Here is a 16,940-nt window from a genome sequence, read left to right as displayed (position 1 = left end):
GCTGAGGTCTCATTGGTCCGTTCCAGCGATCGGCCTCTAGCTGCTTTGGGAACGTTATGGGCCGCGCACGACCTGTGTGAACCGCTTCAACCGGCGGCGAAAGGCCGGCTTATGGGATCGGCTTCTGACGGCGGTCTCGAAGGCCCACGGTGGCGGTATCCTGATGATCGACCGTTCCAGCGTGCTCCGCATCTGGATGCGTCTTAATGAGTCTGTGACCTAGTCTAGGTCAGCACGCTGGCGCCGAGATTGATCGCGAGCGCCAGCAGCGTCGTGTTGAACACGAACGACGCGATCGAGTGGAACATCATCACCATCCGGAAATCCGTCGTGCGGACGTTCACGTCGGAAGTCTGGAAGGTCGCGCCGAGGCAGAACGAGAAATAGAAGAAGTCCCAGATCACCGGCTCCGGCGTGTCCGGGAAGATCAGCCCGCCCTTGTCGTCTTCCTTGCCGTCGGCATTGCTGTCGGTCCCGGCCGGCGCGTAGTAGAGCCGGGCATAGTGGAACGCGAACAGGGTGTTGAAGACGATCCAGCCGAGCGGAATGCTGATGATGGCGGTGGCGAGGTGGGTGGCCGTGGTGTTGGCGCCGTTCAGGATCGAGAAGATCGAATAGAACGAGAAGGCGATGGCGCCGACCGTCAGGCACATGATGAGGACAATGCCCTCATCCGCGCTGCGTGCGCGCCGGCGCAGCGTGTCGAGATTGGCCTTTGCCGCCAGCCGGAACAAGAAGAAGAGGTAGACGACGAAGAAGATGTCGCCGGCCGCGATCAGCGCGAATTCGGCGAAGACCAGCCGGATGAGGAAATAGGCGACGACCGCGACGAGGATGGACTCGTAGAAGTGCCGGTGCTGGTTCCAGTGGCGCCCGATGAGAGAAATCGCCTTGCTCCGCCTTGCGGGCTATTCCACGAATACCGTGACCCGGTCTGACCGCCCGGCCGAATCGACGACCGATAGAGTAACAAACCCTGGTCCGTCCGGCGCCCAGCTTTCAGCGCGCGCGAACGGCGTTTGCGCGATTGGCACGCCGTTGGCGAACCAGGTGAAGGGCGGCTGGCCGTTGCGGATCTTGATCATCAGCGGCATCGGATCGCCGGCGCGGATGCCGAGATCGACCTGGACGCCATCCGGCGGGAAGGCGATCTCCGGCGTGTCGGGCGCTTTGTTGGCGAGGATGTCGCTGCCGCGAAAACGCTTCAGCGGCGCCGGCAGGTCGCCGTTCGAGGCGATCAGGGCGCCGCGCGGGGCGGGCGGCAGCGGCGCGCGGTCGCCGCCGAGCTTGTCGAAGGCCTCGAACAGCACCGGCGCCGCCGTGCCGATGCCGGAAAGGCCGGAGACCGGCGCGCCATCGGCGCGTCCCGCCCAGACGCCGATCACGGTGCGGCCGTCGAAGCCGATCGACCAGGCGTCGCGATAGCCGTAGGAGGTGCCGGTCTTGTAGGCGATGCGGCCGCGCGCGCCGATGGTGGGCGGCGGCACGTCGGCGAGGATATCCGAGACATACCAGGCGGCGAGCGGCTCGAGCACGGGCGCGGTATCGGCCGAGGCGAGGACCGGCAGGGGTTCGGGATGCAGCGCCACCGGCCGGCCGCCGCGCGCGATCGCGGCATAGACCGAGACGAGGTCCTTGAGCGAGATGCCGACGCCGCCGAGCCCGACCGCGAGGCCGGCCGCCGACATGTCCGGCAGGCGCGGGCTGGCGGCGGCGCGCTTCAGCCGCGCGATCAGCCGCGCCGGTCCGACCGCGTCCAGCACCTGCACCGCCGGCACGTTGAGCGATTGCGTCAGCGCGTCGTGGATGGTCACCGTGCCGCGATAGAAACCGTCGAAATTGACCGGCGCATAGCCGGCGAAGGCCGAGGGCTTGTCCTCGATCAGGCTCTGCGGATGGGCGAGGCCCTGTTCGAAGGCGAGGCCGTAGATCAGCGGCTTCAGCGTCGAGCCGGGCGAGCGCACCGCCTCGGTCATGTCGACATAGCCGTTGCGGCCGTCATCCATGAATCCGGCCGAACCGACCGAGGCGAGGATGTCGCCGGTGACCTGGTCGGCGACGAGGATGGCGACCGACGCCTTCGCCCCGACTTTTGCCGCGCGGATGCCGGCCAAGGCTTCCAGCTTCGCCTGCAGGCGGCCGTCGACGGTGAGGCGGATGACGGGATCGGTCGGATGCCGCTTGCGCGCCTGGTCGCCGAGATGGGCGGCGAGCATCGGGAACGGCTTCCTGGCTTCCGGAATGCGCTCGGTCTTGGCCGAGGCGGCGGTCTCCTCGTCGAGTACGCCGGCCGTCACCAGCCGGTCGAGCACGCGGTCGCGCGCCGCCTTCGCCGCCTTCGGGTCGCGGTCGGGCCGCCGCGCCTCGGGCGATTGCGGCAGCGCGACGAGCAGGGCGGCCTCGGCGATGGTCAGCCGGCGCGGCTCCTTGCCGAAATAGGCGAGCGTCGCGGCGCGGACGCCTTCGAGATTGCCGCCATACGGCGCGAGCGCGAGGTAGAGAGACAGGATCTGGTTCTTGTCGAGCTTCTGCTCCAGCGCCCGCGCGTGGACGATCTGCTTCAGCTTGCTTTCGGCCTGCCGGGTCGAGCCGCCCTGGACGAGGCGCGCCACCTGCATGGTGAGCGTCGAGCCGCCGGAAACGACATGGCCGTTGCGCAGGATCTGCCCGGCGGCGCGTCCGAGCGCCCGCCAGTCGACGCCGTGATGCTCGTCGAAACGGCGATCCTCATAGCCCTTCAGCATGGTGAGGAACATCGGATCGACGTCGGCAAGCGTCACCGGCAGCCGCCAGCGGCCCTCGGCGATGGTGTAGGGTCGCAGCAGCGTGTCGCTGCGGTCGACGACGATCTGCGAGGTCGGCACCTTGGCGGGATCGGGCACCGGCGGCAGGGACCTGTCGATCTCGGCCAGCACGCCGCCGAGCCAGGCATAGGCGAAGAAGGCGGCAAGGCCGAGCGAGAGGCCGGCAATGGTCCCCCGTCGCCGCCATCTCGAGGGCGGCCGCGGCGCGTCGTCTCCCTCGCCCGCAAGCGGGCGAGGGCTTCCATTCGAGTCCGCATCCGGCTTGCCGTTCATCGCAGCCGCCTCTCGTGGCTCCGCGCGACTCCGACCCTCTCCGTCATCCCTGCGGAAGCAGGGATCCATTCAGCCTGAGGTTTCGGCTGCATGGATCCCGGGTCTTCGCCCGGGATGACGGCGAGCTTGGTCATGCGCATCGCCCGCTCACTTCGTCGTCGTTGGGCCGACGATCTCGACCGAGCCGGTGTCGGTGTGGGCCTGGCGGTCGGGGTCGTACATGTCTTCCACCGTCGCGGCCGGATGCACGAACTGGCCCGGCGACACGGCGCGAACGCCATAGGCGACCGAGAACTCGACCGGATCGCCGGCCGAGCGGGTCACCGCCGCGACGAAGCGGTCGGTGCGGGCCTCGGTATGGACGACATTGGTCTCGACCTTCAGCCAGTCATACGAGGCGGTGTCGCCGGAGCGCGAGATGTTGGGGTTCTCGATCTCGAAGCCTGCCGGCAGCGGGTCGACCACCATCAGGCGGCCGAAGCGGGCCTGGTCCGCCGTCACCGTCAGCACCACCACCAGGCGGTCGTTCTGGCCGACCGTCGTTGGGTCCGCCTCGCTGCCGTCGGTGTTGAAGTAGCTGCGCGTGATGGTGAAGCCTTCGCCGCCGGCCGGTTCCGGCGAGGCGGGGATGCCGGTCAGCGTCAGCGCCGCGTCGAGCGGGATGTCGCTGGTGTTCTCGACCACCAGCGGCCGCGGCGACACGTCGGAGCCGAGCAGCTTGCGGTAGAGCGGCACCTCGGCCTTGTTGCCGTCGACGTCGATCGCGGCCTGCTTCAGGTCCGACATCATCGCGGCGGCCGCCATCAGCATCCAGCCCTGCTCCTGGGTGGAGAGAGTGCGGCGGGTCTCGCGCGTCGTGACGACGTCGTCGACCAGCTTCTTGACGTTGGCGTCCTTGTCGCCGCTCTCGGCGACGAGGGTTAGCACCGCCGCCTGGTCGCGCAGGGCCGAGCCATAGTCCTCGCGGCCGGCCAGTTGCGGGGCTACCGCGCTGCGGAGATTGTCGATCGCCACCTTGAGCACCGAGCCGGAACGGGCCTTGTCGCCATATAGCGCGAGCGCCGCGCCGATCTGCGCCTGCGCCAGCGGGGTTGCGAAGTTGTTCAGCTTCGATTCCGCGTAGTAGCGCAGGTCGCCGATCGCCGCCTTGCCGTTGCGCGCGAGCACGTAGAGCGAATAGGCGATCGCCTCGCCACCCCTGTCGAAGTCGGAGGCGTAGCCGACCTTGTTGGAGAGGTTGTCGAGCGCGTTGTTGAACGCCACCTCCGGCACCAGATAGCCGGCCGCCTTGGCGCGGGTCAGGAAGTCGGTGACATAGGCATCGAGCCAGAGATCCTCATAGCCCGGGCCCCAGAGGCCGAACGAGCCGGCCGAAGACTGGTTGTCGAGCACCTTGCCGATCGCATCCTGGATCCGCTTGCGCAGCTCGCTGTCCTGCGCGATGCCGATCGTCGCCGCCACCTGGTTCAGGTAGAGCAGCGGCATCGCCTTGGAGGTGATCTGCTCGGTGCAGCCATAGGGGTAGCGGTCGAGCGAGGCGAGGATCGCCGCCACGTCGAGCTTGGCCGAGCCGCCGATGGCGATCGTGGCGCTCGTCGTGCCGGGCACGAACTCCGCGAAGGCGTATTCGTCGACGGTCAGCTTGTTGCCGGGAGCCAGCGAGATCAGCGAGCGGCGCGAAACCGGCTGGCCGGCAGGGCGGATGCCCAGCATGTAGGTCCGGTCGAAGGTCTGGCCGTTCTCCGGGCTCGCCAGGCTGACGGTGATCTGGTGGTCGCCGATGTCGACCGCCTTGATCGGCAGCGCGATCGTGGTGCGGCCGGCCTTTTCCAGGCGGATCTGCTTGTCGGCATCGCCGGGATCCATCGCCACGCCGGGAGCGTCGACCGTCAGCTGGTAGTCGCCGGCAGGGCCCTCGACATTGTTGATCTCGACGAGGATGCGGCTCTGGTCGTCCGGGGTCATGAAGCGCGGCAGGCTGCCCATCACCACGACGGGATCGCGGATAATGACTTCCTTCTCGGCATGGCCGATACCTTCCTTCGACCAGGCCATGGCCATGACGCGGACCGAGCCGTTGAAGTCGGGCACGTCGAAGGTGATCGTCGCCTTGCCGTTCTCGTCGACCTTCACCACTCCCGAATAGAAGGCGATCAGCTTTTCGGTCGGCGGCACCGACTTCAGGCCGGGCGCGCCGCCATCGCCGCCGGAGCGGAGACGGCCGGGAACGCCCTGCATGCGGTCGATCAGCAGGCCGTAGAGGTCGCGGATCTCCATGCCGAGCCGGCGCTGGCTGAAATACCAGCCATCCGGATCCGGCGTCTTGAACTGGGTCAGGTTGAGGATGCCGATATCGACGGCCGCGACCGTGACATAGGCTTCCTCGCCCTTCTTCAAATTGGCGAGCGTGACGGGGATGGTGAGGGCGCCACGCGGACGAATCTGGTCCTCGGTATCGAGCTGGACGTCGATGCGACGATCGGCCGGGTCGACCGGCACCCAGGCGAGGCCGAGCGCGCGCGTCGGCATCCGCTTGGCCTCGACGTCCATCGGCCGGAACAGGGTGGCCGTCACATAGGCGCCGGGACCCCAGTTCGCCGTCACCGGCAGGTCGACCGTGGTGCCGCCTTCCGGCACCTCCACCGTCTTCATGTCGATGACGCGGTCGTCGATCACCATGATCTGGGCGATGCCAGGGAAGCGCGGGTCGAGCCTGAGCTTGGCGGTGTCGCCGGGCTTGTAGTTCTTCTGGTCGAGCGAGACGGTCAGCATGTCCGGCGTCTCGGAGGCGACGCTGGCGTCGACATACCAGCCGGCGTCGAAATTGGTGCTGGCCGAGGTCGGCGCGTCGCCGGCGAGCGCCACCGTCAGGCGGAACCGGCCCCAGTCGACCTTGCCTTCGATGCTGGCGGGCTTGCCGGCGTCGAGGTCGACCGTGCCGTTGGCGACGCGCGTCGCCGTGGTGATCGCCTCGTATTTCCAGGCGCCGTCGCGGCGATACCACTGGTAGTTCGTGTCGAGCTTCTCGATCTGCCAGGTCGCGCCCTTGGCGTCGATGCGCTTGCCGTCCGGGCCGATGGCGATCAGCTCGAAGCCGGCCGTCGCGCCTTCCGAGACGCTGCCCTCGAAGTTCGGCTTGATGCCGATATGCGGCTTGCTGCCGTCCGCCGGCAGCGACATCCGGCGCTCGACGGCGCGGCCATTGGTGTCGGTGACGCGCACGACGATCTCGGCGTTGAAGAGCCGGGTCGTCTCCGGCAGCGTCGGCACCGTGGCGTCGAAATTGGCCTGGCCTTCGTCATCGGTGATGGCGCTGGCGCCGAGGGAATCCCTGACGCTCTCGACCGGGTCGTCGGCGAGGCCGAAGGAGAAGCCGGGATAATCGGGGCTGGTGCTGGTCGGAGTGGCGATGATGTCGCCATCGACGCCGAGGCCGATCGCCTTGGCGCCATAGAGATACTTTGCGGTGAGTTCGATCGGGAAGGTGCCGCCCGAGGTGAGCCGCTCGGCCGAGGTCTTGAGCTCGAAGGCGATCCGCTCCGGCTCGAAATCGTCGATCAGCGCCGAGATCTCCGTCAGCGCCGCGCCGTCGGGATCGGCATAGAGCTGGAAGCGCCAGGCGCCGCGCTGGGCGCCGTCCGGGATCGCGACGTCATGGCTGTAGCCGCCCTGGCCCTCTTCGGTGAGCTTGGTGCGCAGGAACTCGACGCCGTCCGGGCGGTCGACGACCAGCGTCAGCGGCAGGCCGTTGACGGCCTTCGCCTGCGCGTCGCGCAGCAGCGCCGTCAGGTGCACCGTCTCGCCGGGGCGATAGATGCCGCGTTCGGAGGTGAAGAAGGTGTCGAGCGGGCCGGGGGCGGGGCGTCCGTCGACGCCGCGGTCGGTCAGGTCGAAGGCGGTCTTCTTCATGTCGAGAAAGGCATAATCGCCGGCTGCGGTCTGGGCGACGAGCAACTGGGGCGCCATGCCGCCCGTGCCGCGCGCCAGGCCAGGCTCGAAATGGACGTAGCCGTCGGCGTTGGTGGTCGCTTCGCCCAGCACCTCGTCGTTGGTGGCGACGAGCTTGACCTTCACGCCGGCGAGCGCCTGCGCCGTGTTGAGCGAGCGGATGACGGCATGGACGCCGTCATTGCCGGACAGCGCTGACAGACCGAGGTCGGAGACGATGAACCACTGCGTGGCGAGCGAGGAATCGTAGCCGCCATCGTTGTTGGAGCCCTTGGTCGCCGCCTTGGCGGTGATGACGTAGACGCCCGGCTCGATCGTCTTGACCGCGTCGCCGATCGGGATCGCGGTGGTGATGTTCTCGTTCAGCTTGTTGGCGCCGACCTCGATCTGGCCCTTCCAGACAGAGACGCCCGACTGGCTGGCGATCTGGCTGGCCGAATAGCTGTCGAGCTGGCGCAGGAAATTGCCGTCGCGCACGGCGATGGCGATCGAGCGGTCGCCGATGCGGTAGACCTCGGCGTCGATCAGGTCGGTGTTGATCGAGTCGATCGGGATCGAGGCGCCCTGGCCGGCGGGCAGCACATAGGCGTTGCCGGCGAAGCCGACCCAGGGGGCGCGGTCACGGATATAGCTGGAGACGGAGGCCGTCTGCGCCAGCTTCTCGCCATCGGCGGAGGGCAGGCCGGCGCGGAAGCGCAGCGTGTAGCGCTGGCCGTGCTTCAGCCCGTCGATACAGATCTGGTTGTCCTGCGGCTCGATGGCGAGGCCCTTGCCGCCCTCGACGACCACGTAGTCGGAGAGCGTCGCATCGGCGACCGGCAGCGAATCGGAGAAGACGACGCACATGCGCGGCGAGGCGGCATCGGCGTCGACCGTGTTGGAGACGATGCGGAAGCCGCGCTCGGCGAGCAGCTTTTCATAGGCGGTGCGGATGGCCGAATCCGCCTTGTATTCGAGGCTGAGGCGATAGGTCTTGATCGCCGCCTTCCACATCTCGCGCTTTTCCAGCGCCTGTCCGAGCAGGGCGAGGGAAAGCGCCTGCTCGGCCGCGCCGTCGGCGCGCAGATAGGCGTTGAGGGCGGCCGAGGAGGCGGCGGTCAGCGCGTCCTGGCGCTCGCTGTAGTCGTTGGGATTGCGCTGCATCTGGGCCAGCGCGAACTGGCGCCAGATCGACGAATCCTCCGGCGCGATCGCCAGCATCGCGCCGAGGTCGCGCGACAGCTCCTTGGCGTCGCCGCTCTCTCGCGCGCGCTCGGCGCCCTGGCGGATGGTGTCATGGCCGATGCCGTTCGACGGATAGAGCGTCGAGAGCGATCCGAGCTGGCGCTTCGCCTCGTCGAAGGGCGAGGGCCCGAGGAAGGCGAGCTCCTCGATGCGGGTCTCCTGGGTGCTCTTGTCGATCGCCTTGGCGACGACGACACGGCCGGCATTGGCGCCCGGGGCGACGGCGAGGCTGCCGAAATCGCTCTTCAGGAAGCACCACTTCGCCTTGGTGTTGTAGGTGAAGGCCTTGCAGGCCTGGTCGTCGACGCAGGCGCTCGCGCAGGCCTTCTGGTCGACGTCCTTCAGCGTCTGCAGGTCGAAGCCGGGATAGTCGGCATCGCGGCTGACGATGACGCGGCGGGCGCCGCTGTCCTCGGCCTGCACCGGCGCGCTCATGCCGCCGGCAAGGAGCGCCGCGCCGAGGACCACGCCCGAGATCACGTTCGTGACGCGTCCCATGATTCCGCCAATGCCGCGCATGTGTTCCCTCCGCCAAGGTCTTGTCAGGCGCCGCATTTTACGGGGCCGGAGGCGGGAGGTAAAGCTGGCGCGGTCGTTTGGTTGTGCAGCTAAGTATTTTGGAACAAATGCAAATTCGTCGTATGGCCTGGCTCTGTGACAGCCATCACAGTCACGCTAGCGCTCGCCGAGCGCCGCGAGCGCGGTGATCGCGGCCGAGGCGCGGTTCTCGACGCCGAGCTTCTGGTAGACCTGCTCGAGGTGCTTGTTCACCGTGCGCGGTGACAGGCCCAGGATCTCGGCGATGTCGCGGTTCGACTTTCCGCGCGCGATCCAGAGCAGCACTTCCGCCTCGCGCTGGGTGACGGTGAACTGCTTGCGCAGCAGCGCCTCCTGGCCGCTGTCGTCATCGCTCGACAGGCGGAACAGGAACTCGTCCTCGCCGGTCTTGCCGACGAAGGCGAGCTGCAGCTGCCGGCCGCCCTCGACGGTGATCGGGCCCGGCGAGGCGCCGCCGCCGCGCTGGCCGGCCGAGATGCGGAGCCAGAGCTTGACGCTCTCCGGCAGGTGGATGGCGCCGTCTCGGCCGGGCAGCGTCGCCTCCAGCAGCTTCACCGCCTGCGGCGTGCACCAGCGGATTTCGCCGTCGCGATTGGCGGCGAGCAGGTAGCGCCCGGCGGTATCGAGCGCCATGCGGGCGCTCTGCGCCGTGCGGGCATTGGCGAGGTGGACGCGGATGCGCGCGAGCAGCACGTCGAGCACGATCGGCTTGGTGACGTAGTCGACGCCGCCTGCCTCCAGGCCCTCGAGGATATGCTCGGTCTCGGAGAGGCCGGTCATGAAGATGACGGGCACATGCGCGAGCGCCGTGTTCGCCTTCAGCCTTCGGCAGGCCTCGAAGCCGTCCATGCCTGGCATGACCGCGTCCATCAGCACGATGTCGGGCGTGATTCGCTCGACGAGCGCCAGCGCCCGCGCGCCGGAGGTCGCCACCAGCACGGTGGCGCCGGAACGCTCCAGCGCCTCGGTGAGAAAGCTCAGCGTCTCGGGCGAATCGTCGACGACGAGGACGATGTCGCGGGCATGCGCCGTCTCAGTCATGCTCGCCCACCCCCTCGAGCGTCGATTGATAGAGGTCGAAGTCGAAATTGCGCAGATGCGTCCGCAGCGCCGCGACCAGCGGCTGGTTGCCGCTTTCCGCCGCCAGTTCGTCGAGCTTCGCCTCGATGCCGCGGACATAGCCGATCTGGCCGAGGTCGAGAAGCTCGCGCACATGCTCGGCGCCGGGGTTCTTCAGCGGCGCGGAAGGCTCGGCCGGCGGCGGCGCGTTCGGCTCGTCGTTCCAGTCGAGCTCGAGCAGCGCCTGGATGCGGTCGAGCAGCTGCCGCATGTCGAACGGCTTCGGCAGCGCCGCGTCGTGGGCGGCGTCCTCGGCCGGCTCCGGCTGCATTTCGCCGAGGCTCGCAGACAGCATGACGATCGGCGCCGCATGGCCGCCTTCACGCAGGCGCCGCGCCAGTTCGAAGCCGGTCATGCCGGGCATGGAGATGTCGAGCAGGAAGAGGTCTGGACGGATGTCGGTGGTCAGCGCCAGGCATGCCGTGCCGTCCGGCACGGCGAGCACGACGAAGCCGAGCGGCTCCAGGATCTGGCGCACCAGCTCGCGATGGTCCTGGTCGTCGTCGGCGACGAGGATGGTGCGCCGCGCTCCCTGGTAGCCGAAGATGCGCCGCGCGGGCGGCGGCGGCGCCGGCCGCTCGATCGCTGCCAGCATCACGCGCACCTCGAAGGTGCTGCCGACGCCCGGCGTGCTGCGCAGGCGGATGTCGCCGCCCATCAGCTGCGCCAGCATCTTGGTGATGGTCAGCCCGAGGCCGGTGCCCGGCACGGCGTTTACCTGCGGCCCGGCGCCCCGCTCGAAAGGCTCGAAGATGCGCTCGACGTCCTCGGCCGCGATGCCGGGCCCGGTGTCCTCGACCCAGAGCGTGGCGATCTGGCTTCGATAGCCTACGCGCAGCGTCACGCCGCCGCGCTCGGTGAATTTGATGGCGTTGGAGAGCAGATTGACGAGGATCTGGCGCAGTCGCTTCTCGTCGGTCGCCACCATCTCGGGCAGCTTATCCGGCCGCTCGAAGCGGAACGCCAGCCCCTTTGCTTCGGCCTGGAAACGGAACATCTCCACCACCTGGTCGAGGAAATCGCCGAGCCGGATCTCGTTGCGCTGTAACCGCAGCCGGCCCGTCTCGATGCGCGAGATTTCCAGCAGGCCGTCGATCAGGCCGGAGAGATGCTCGGCGCTGCGGCGGATGACGCTGATATTGTTCTGTCGCGCCGGGGGAATGCTATCGTCGCGCTCGAGGATCTGCGCATAGCCGAATACGGCATTGAGCGGCGTGCGCAATTCGTGGCTCAAGCCGACGAGATAGCGGCTCTTGGCCTGGTTGGCGGATTCGGCCGCTTCCTTGGCGCGCTGCAGTTCGGCGTCGGTCTTCCGGTGCGCCTCGATTTCGCGGAGCAGCAGTGTCGTCTGTCGCGCCGATTCCTCCTGCGCCACGTGCCTGCTCTCATTCGCCAGCACCAGGAACCAGGCGGCGATGCCGGAAACGATGAGAAGGATGAAGAAGGCCGCCCAGAGCGTCTGGCGGATGACGTCGCCATGCGGCCCGCCATAGGCCGTCGCCTGGACGTGGATCAGCAGCAGCACCAGGCTGATCACCGCCATGAACAGGGTCAGGATCCCCGCATATTGCACGATGCGCGGGCTGATCCGCGCGGCGATCCCCGCCGGCAGCAGCGTCGAGGCGGCCTCGCTCACCTGCGCCTGCAGCCGCGCGTGCGGCTTGCAGAGGTCGTGGCAGCGGGCGTCGAGCGAGCAGCAGAGCGAGCAGATCGGGCCGGAATAGGCCGGGCAATAGGCGCTGTCCTCCGGCTCGAAATAATGCTCGCAGACCGTGCACTGGATCTCCTTCATCTGGTGCCAGTGGGCGCGCGGCTTGCGGGCGAGATAGTAGCGCCCGCCGGTCGCCCAGGCGATGGCGGGAGCGGCGACGAGCGCGACGCCGAGCGCAATGAAGGGGGCGAAGGCCCTGGCGATCTCTCCGAACAGGCCGACGGCGCCGATCAGTCCCAGCATGGCGGCGATCGCCATCGAGCCGACGCCAACCGGGTTGATGTCGTAGAGATGGGCGCGCTTGAACTCGATGCCGGGCGGCGACAGGCCGAGCGGCTTGTTGATGGCGAGGTCGGCGACGATGGTGCCGAGCCAGGCGACGGCGACGACGGAGAACAGCCCCAGCGTCTGCTCCAGCGCCTTGTAGATGCCGAGCTCCATCAGGAGCAGCGCGATCGCCACGTTGAAGACGAGCCAGACGACGCGGCCGGGGTGGCTGTGGGTCAGGCGCGAGAAGAAGTTCGACCAGGCGAGCGAGCCCGCATAGGCGTTCATCACGTTGATCTTCAGCTGCGAGACGACGACGAAGGCGGCGGTCAGGAACAGCGCCGCGTCCTGCCAGGGCAGCACGTAGCCGAAGGCGACGACATACATCCGGGCCGGCTCGGCGGCGTGCTCGGCCGGCACGCCATGGCGCAACGCCAGCACGGCGAGGAACGAGCCGAACAGCAGCTTCGGCGCGCCGACGAGGATCCAGCCGGCGCCGGCCAGCAGCGTCGCGATGCGGCCGCGCCGCCCTTCGAGGCCGGAGGCCGGCAGGAAGCGCAATATGTCGACCTGCTCGCCGATCTGCGGCATCAGGCCGAGGATGACCGAGCTGGCGGCGCCGAGCGAGACGAGGTCGAGCCCGTGATGGCCGGGCGCCGGCGCCAGGCCCTCGAAGGCGAACCAGTCGGCGATCGAGCCGGAATCCTGCCAGAGGATGAAGCCGACCGGCAGGATGTTCAAAATGATCCAGAGCGGCTGGGTGAAGATCTGGAAGCGGCTGATCCAGGTGATGCCGTGCGTCACCAGCGGGATCACGGCCGCCGCGCTCAGGATGTAGCCGAGCCAGGGCGGGATGCCGAAGGCGATCTCCAGCGCCGTGGTCATGATCGAGGCTTCGATCGCGAACAGGATGAAGGTGAAGGTGGCGTAGATCAGCGACGTCACCGTCGAGCCGATATAGCCGAAGCCGGCGCCGCGGGTGAGCAGGTCGATGTCGACGCCGTAGCGCGAGGCGTAGCGGGCGATCGGCAGTCCGGTCAGGAGCAGCACGAGGCCGACGACGAGCGTCGCCGCGAAGGTGTTGGCGGTGCCGTGCGACAGGGTGATGGCGCCGCCGATCGCCTCCAGCGCCAGGAAGGAGATGGCGCCGATCGCGGTCTGCGCGACGCGCGGTGTCGTCCAGCGCCGGGCGCTCTTGGCGGTGAAGCGCAGCGCATAGTCTTCCAGCGTCTGGTTGGCGACCCAGCGGTTATAGTCCCGGCGGACGGGAAGGATCCGCTGTCGTCCCGTCATCGCGCGTCTGCTTATCTTCTGGGCTTGCCTAGGACTTGAGCGATGATGCGGGATCGGGCCCGGTCGCGCAAGGGGCTTTGACGGCTCCGGGCATTCGGAGGAACGGGCGAGACAGGCTTGTCCCGGGCTCGGTCGTCATCCCGTCCCCCGAGACGGGATCCATGGCGCGGCGTGGTTCGTCGCCGGAGCCTGAGGCTCTTCGGCCGGCTAACATGGATTCCTGCTTTCGCAGGAATGACGGAGCTCTTCCCTGCCCGAGAGTGACGGGCTTCCTCGAGCCTCCGCTCCCGTCCCGCTCCGGCAGTCGTGATCCACATACGTCAATCGACGTATATGCTGCACTGCCACAACTGTCCGACAGTTCCCCCACGAACGAGCCGGGTCGCCGGTCCGGATCCCAAGCCGGAAGCGCCCGGGGAGCCGGTTTCGTCTCGCGCAGTCGCAAACCAACCGCTCCGCTCCGGCCCTGGCCGGAGAAGGGGCAGAGCAGGGGGAATTGAGACCGATGAGCTATATGAGCCGCATGTTCGGCGCGATCGCGACGGCAGCCATGATTGGCGCCGGAACGGTCGGCGCCATCGCCGCGGAGGACACGATCAAGGTCGGCGTCCTCCATTCGCTGTCGGGCACGATGGCGATTTCCGAGACCACGCTGAAGGACACCGTCCTCTTCCTGATCGACGAGCAGAACAAGAAGGGCGGCGTGCTCGGCAAGAAGCTCGAGGCCGTCGTCGTCGACCCGGCGTCGAACTGGCCGCTCTTCGCCGAGAAGGCGCGCGAGCTGATCAGCCAGGACAAGGTCTCGGTCGTGTTCGGCTGCTGGACCTCGGTTTCCCGCAAGTCGGTGCTGCCGGTCTTCAAGGAACTTGACTCGATCCTGTTCTACCCCGTCCAGTACGAGGGCGAGGAGAGCGAGCGCAACGTCTTCTACACCGGCGCCGCGCCGAACCAGCAGGCGATCCCGGCCGTCGACTACCTGATGAGCGAGGAAGGCGGCGCCGTGAAGCGCTGGGTGCTGGAAGGCACCGACTACGTCTACCCGCGCACCACCAACAAGATCCTCGAGGCGTACCTGAAGTCGAAGGGCGTCGCCGAGGAAGACATCCTGGTCAACTACACGCCGTTCGGCTTCTCCGACTGGCAGACCGAAGTCGCCGCGATCAAGAAGTTCGGCTCGGCCGGCAAGAAGACCGCCGTCGTCTCGACCGTCAACGGCGACGCCAACGTGCCGTTCTACAAGGAACTCGGCAACCAGGGCATCAAGGCGACCGACATCCCGGTCGTGGCCTTCTCGGTCGGCGAAGAAGAGCTGGCTGGCATCGACACCAAGCCGCTCGTCGGCCATCTCGCCGCCTGGAACTACTTCCAGTCGATCGATACGCCGGAGAACGAGGAGTTCATCAAGAAGTGGCGCGCGTTCATCAAGAACGACAAGCGCACCACCAACGACCCGATGGAAGCGACCGTCATCGGCTTCAACGCCTGGGTTAAGGCGGTCGAGAAGGCCGGCACAACCTCGCCGGATAGCGTCATCGACGCCCTGATCGGCGTCTCGGTGCCGAACCTGACCGGCGGCTTCTCCACCATCATGCCGAACCACCACATCACCAAGCCCGTCTATATCGGCGAGATCCAGGACGACGGCCAGATCGACGTCGTGTGGCAGACCCCGGGCCTGGTCGTTGGCGACGAATGGTCCGACTACCTGCCGGACTCGAAGGACCTGATCTCCGATTGGCGGGCCCCGATGTCCTGCGGCAACTTCAATGTCGCGACCGGCAAGTGTGGCGGCAAGGGTTCCTGACCTCCTCTGCCCACCCAGACCCGGTAGCGGGAGGCGGCGCGTCCGCCTCCCGTCTTCGATCGGGGCGGAGGCCGCCAGGCTCTCCCGGAACGCCCCGTCTTTGAGAAAGAGGAGCCCGCCCGGCGGGCGCCTCGCACCACGCACCGTTTCAAGACAACTGAGGCTTCGAGCCTGAGGATAGACCCGTGGTCGACATCATTTCCCACTGCAAGGCCCTTCTCGCCATCCTGGCTCTCGTCGTTCTCGCCGCCATTCCGGCGGCCCGCGCCGACGATCTGAAGCCGCTGGTAGACGGGCTCGGCAAGCCCGGTTACGCCGCCCTGAAGGACGCCGTCGGCGCGCTCGCCGCGACGGGCGATCCGGCGGTGGCGCCCGTCCTGCAATCGCTCACGGCCGGCGACCTCTATGTCCGCAAGTCGGACCGCGCCGTATTCGCCGCCAGCAAGGCTGACGGCGGCTTCAAGCTCGCCGATCCCGCGACCGGCGCGGACGCCGGCACCGCATCCTCCGGCGAGGTCGAGAAGATCAAGGTCAACAACGCCGTTCGCGAGGCGGTGACGGCGGCGCTCGGCTCGCTGACGCTGATGAGCCCGGATCCGGCCCGGCGCCTGGCCTCAGCCGCCGACCTGTTCAAGAGCGCCGACCCGGCGCAGATCCCGCTGATCGACCAGGCGATATCAAAGGAAAGCGACCCGCGCGTCGCCACCACGCTGCAGCTCGCGCGCGCCGCGGCGGTGCTGAAGTCGGACGAACCCGATGCCGACAAGATCGCCGCGATCAACGTGCTGCAGGCGAAGGGTGGTCGCGACGTGCTGGCGCAATTGACGGCGATCGAGGCTTCGTCGCCGGACGGCGCGGTCAAGGCGGCGGCGACGAGCGCGCTCACCTCGATCCGCGGCACGCTGGCGCTCTGGGACGGCGCGCAGAACATCCTCTATGGCGTCTCGCTCGGCTCGGTGCTGCTGCTCGCCGCGATCGGCCTTGCCATCACCTTCGGCGTCATGGGCGTCATCAACATGGCGCATGGCGAGATGGTGATGCTCGGCGCCTACACCACCTTCGTCGTGCAGGAACTGATCCGCAACAATGCGCCCTTCCTGTTCGACTGGTCGCTGGCGATTGCGCTGCCGCTCGCCTTCCTCGTCGCCGGCCTCGTCGGCGTGCTGATCGAGCGCCTGGTGATCCGCTATCTCTACGGCCGGCCGCTGGAAACGTTGCTCGCCACCTGGGGCGTGTCGCTGATCCTGCAGCAGGCGGTGCGCACCTGGTTCGGCCCCAACAACCGCGAGGTCGGCAATCCGTCCTGGATGTCGGGCGCCTTCGAGCTCGGCAACCTCACCATCACCTATAACCGCATGTGGATCGTTGTCTTCGCGCTGGTCGTGTTCGCGGCGCTGATGCTGGTCTTGAAGCGGACCGCCTTCGGCCTGCAGACCCGCGCCGTGACGCAGAACCGGCCGATGGCGTCGTCGATGGGCATCCGCACGCCCTGGGTCGACGCGCTCACCTTCGGCCTCGGTTCGGGTATCGCGGGCATCGCCGGCGTCGCGCTCTCGCAGATCGACAATGTCAGCCCCAATCTTGGCCAAGGCTACATCATCGACTCGTTCATGGTGGTGGTGTTCGGCGGCGTCGGCAATCTCTGGGGCACGCTGGTCGGCGCCTTCACGCTCGGCATCGCCAACAAGTTCCTCGAGCCCTATGCCGGCGCGGTGCTCGGCAAGATCCTGGTCCTCGTCTTCATCATCCTGTTTATCCAGAAGCGCCCGCGCGGCCTGTTCGCGCTGAAGGGCCGGGCGGTGGAAGCGTGATCGCCCGGATGATGGCGACGGCGGAAGTCCTTCGCTCCGCCTCGCAGGGGAACTCGGCGGCGAACGGCCGGCGGGCGAGGCGCAGGAGCCTCGCCGGATGGTTCCGGAAACTCTCATCCGGCCTGCTC

The 16,940-nt window shown here is 67.9% G+C and carries 7 protein-coding genes and 1 pseudogene; 3 read left to right on the top strand and 5 right to left on the bottom strand.

All coding sequences use genetic code 11. From position 1 onward, the window contains the following. Positions 1 to 49: 49 nt before the first annotated feature. Positions 50 to 184 (top strand): annotated as a pseudogene (locus OSH07_RS21015) (IS5/IS1182 family transposase); the annotation flags it as partial. A gap of 40 nt (positions 185 to 224) precedes the next feature. Here OSH07_RS21015 and OSH07_RS21010 read toward each other — a convergent pair. From OSH07_RS21010 to OSH07_RS20990, 5 genes are all read right to left on the bottom strand, one after another. Then, positions 225 to 776: a DUF1345 domain-containing protein gene (locus tag OSH07_RS21010; RefSeq protein WP_266340696.1), complete on the bottom strand. Its 552-nt coding sequence runs from the start codon at positions 774 to 776 to the stop codon at positions 225 to 227. Positions 777 to 908: 132 nt separating this feature from the next. Beyond that, positions 909 to 3,077, bottom strand: coding sequence for a penicillin-binding protein 1C (pbpC, locus tag OSH07_RS21005; protein WP_266340657.1), 2,169 nt, complete (start codon positions 3,075 to 3,077; stop codon positions 909 to 911). Between the two features lie 147 nt (positions 3,078 to 3,224). Continuing rightward, positions 3,225 to 8,747 (bottom strand): alpha-2-macroglobulin family protein, encoded by a 5,523-nt coding sequence (locus OSH07_RS21000; protein WP_266340656.1) that lies wholly within the window; start codon positions 8,745 to 8,747, stop codon positions 3,225 to 3,227. A 177-nt stretch (positions 8,748 to 8,924) separates the two neighbouring features. After that, complete coding sequence (locus tag OSH07_RS20995; RefSeq protein ID WP_266340655.1) at positions 8,925 to 9,848, bottom strand: response regulator transcription factor; 924 nt, start codon at positions 9,846 to 9,848, stop codon at positions 8,925 to 8,927. Next, a complete protein-coding gene (locus OSH07_RS20990) occupies positions 9,841 to 13,197 on the bottom strand; it encodes a hybrid sensor histidine kinase/response regulator (protein WP_266340654.1) in 3,357 nt (1,118 codons plus the stop codon). Before OSH07_RS20990 ends, OSH07_RS20995 begins: the two co-directional genes overlap by 8 nt. Before the next feature lie 514 nt (positions 13,198 to 13,711). On the opposite strand from OSH07_RS20990, the gene urtA reads away from it, so the two are divergent. Both urtA and urtB read left to right on the top strand, forming a co-directional pair. Beyond that, positions 13,712 to 15,001 carry an urea ABC transporter substrate-binding protein gene (gene urtA, locus OSH07_RS20985; RefSeq protein ID WP_420909665.1) on the top strand — a complete coding sequence of 430 codons (1,290 nt, stop codon included), beginning with the start codon at positions 13,712 to 13,714 and terminating at the stop codon, positions 14,999 to 15,001. 185 nt (positions 15,002 to 15,186) lie between these two features. Continuing rightward, a complete protein-coding gene (urtB, locus tag OSH07_RS20980; RefSeq protein WP_266340652.1) occupies positions 15,187 to 16,812 on the top strand; it encodes an urea ABC transporter permease subunit UrtB in 1,626 nt (541 codons plus the stop codon). Positions 16,813 to 16,940 lie beyond the last annotated feature (128 nt).

This window comes from Kaistia nematophila (assembly GCF_026343855.1).
Taxonomy (GTDB): domain Bacteria; phylum Pseudomonadota; class Alphaproteobacteria; order Rhizobiales; family Kaistiaceae; genus Kaistia; species Kaistia nematophila.
This window is presented reverse-complemented; position numbering and strand designations above follow the sequence as displayed.

What these genes read in the sequence shown, in the direction of transcription:
- pbpC (WP_266340657.1), bottom strand. Translation starts at nt 3,077, where the DNA reads ATGAACGGCAAGCCGGATGCGGACTCGAATGGAAGCCCTCGCCCGCTT.
- OSH07_RS21000 (WP_266340656.1), bottom strand. Translation starts at nt 8,747, where the DNA reads ATGGGACGCGTCACGAACGTGATCTCGGGCGTGGTCCTCGGCGCGGCG.
- OSH07_RS20995 (WP_266340655.1), bottom strand. Translation starts at nt 9,848, where the DNA reads ATGACTGAGACGGCGCATGCCCGCGACATCGTCCTCGTCGTCGACGAT.
- OSH07_RS20990 (WP_266340654.1), bottom strand. Translation starts at nt 13,197, where the DNA reads ATGACGGGACGACAGCGGATCCTTCCCGTCCGCCGGGACTATAACCGC.
- urtA (WP_420909665.1), top strand. Translation starts at nt 13,712, where the DNA reads ATGAGCCGCATGTTCGGCGCGATCGCGACGGCAGCCATGATTGGCGCC.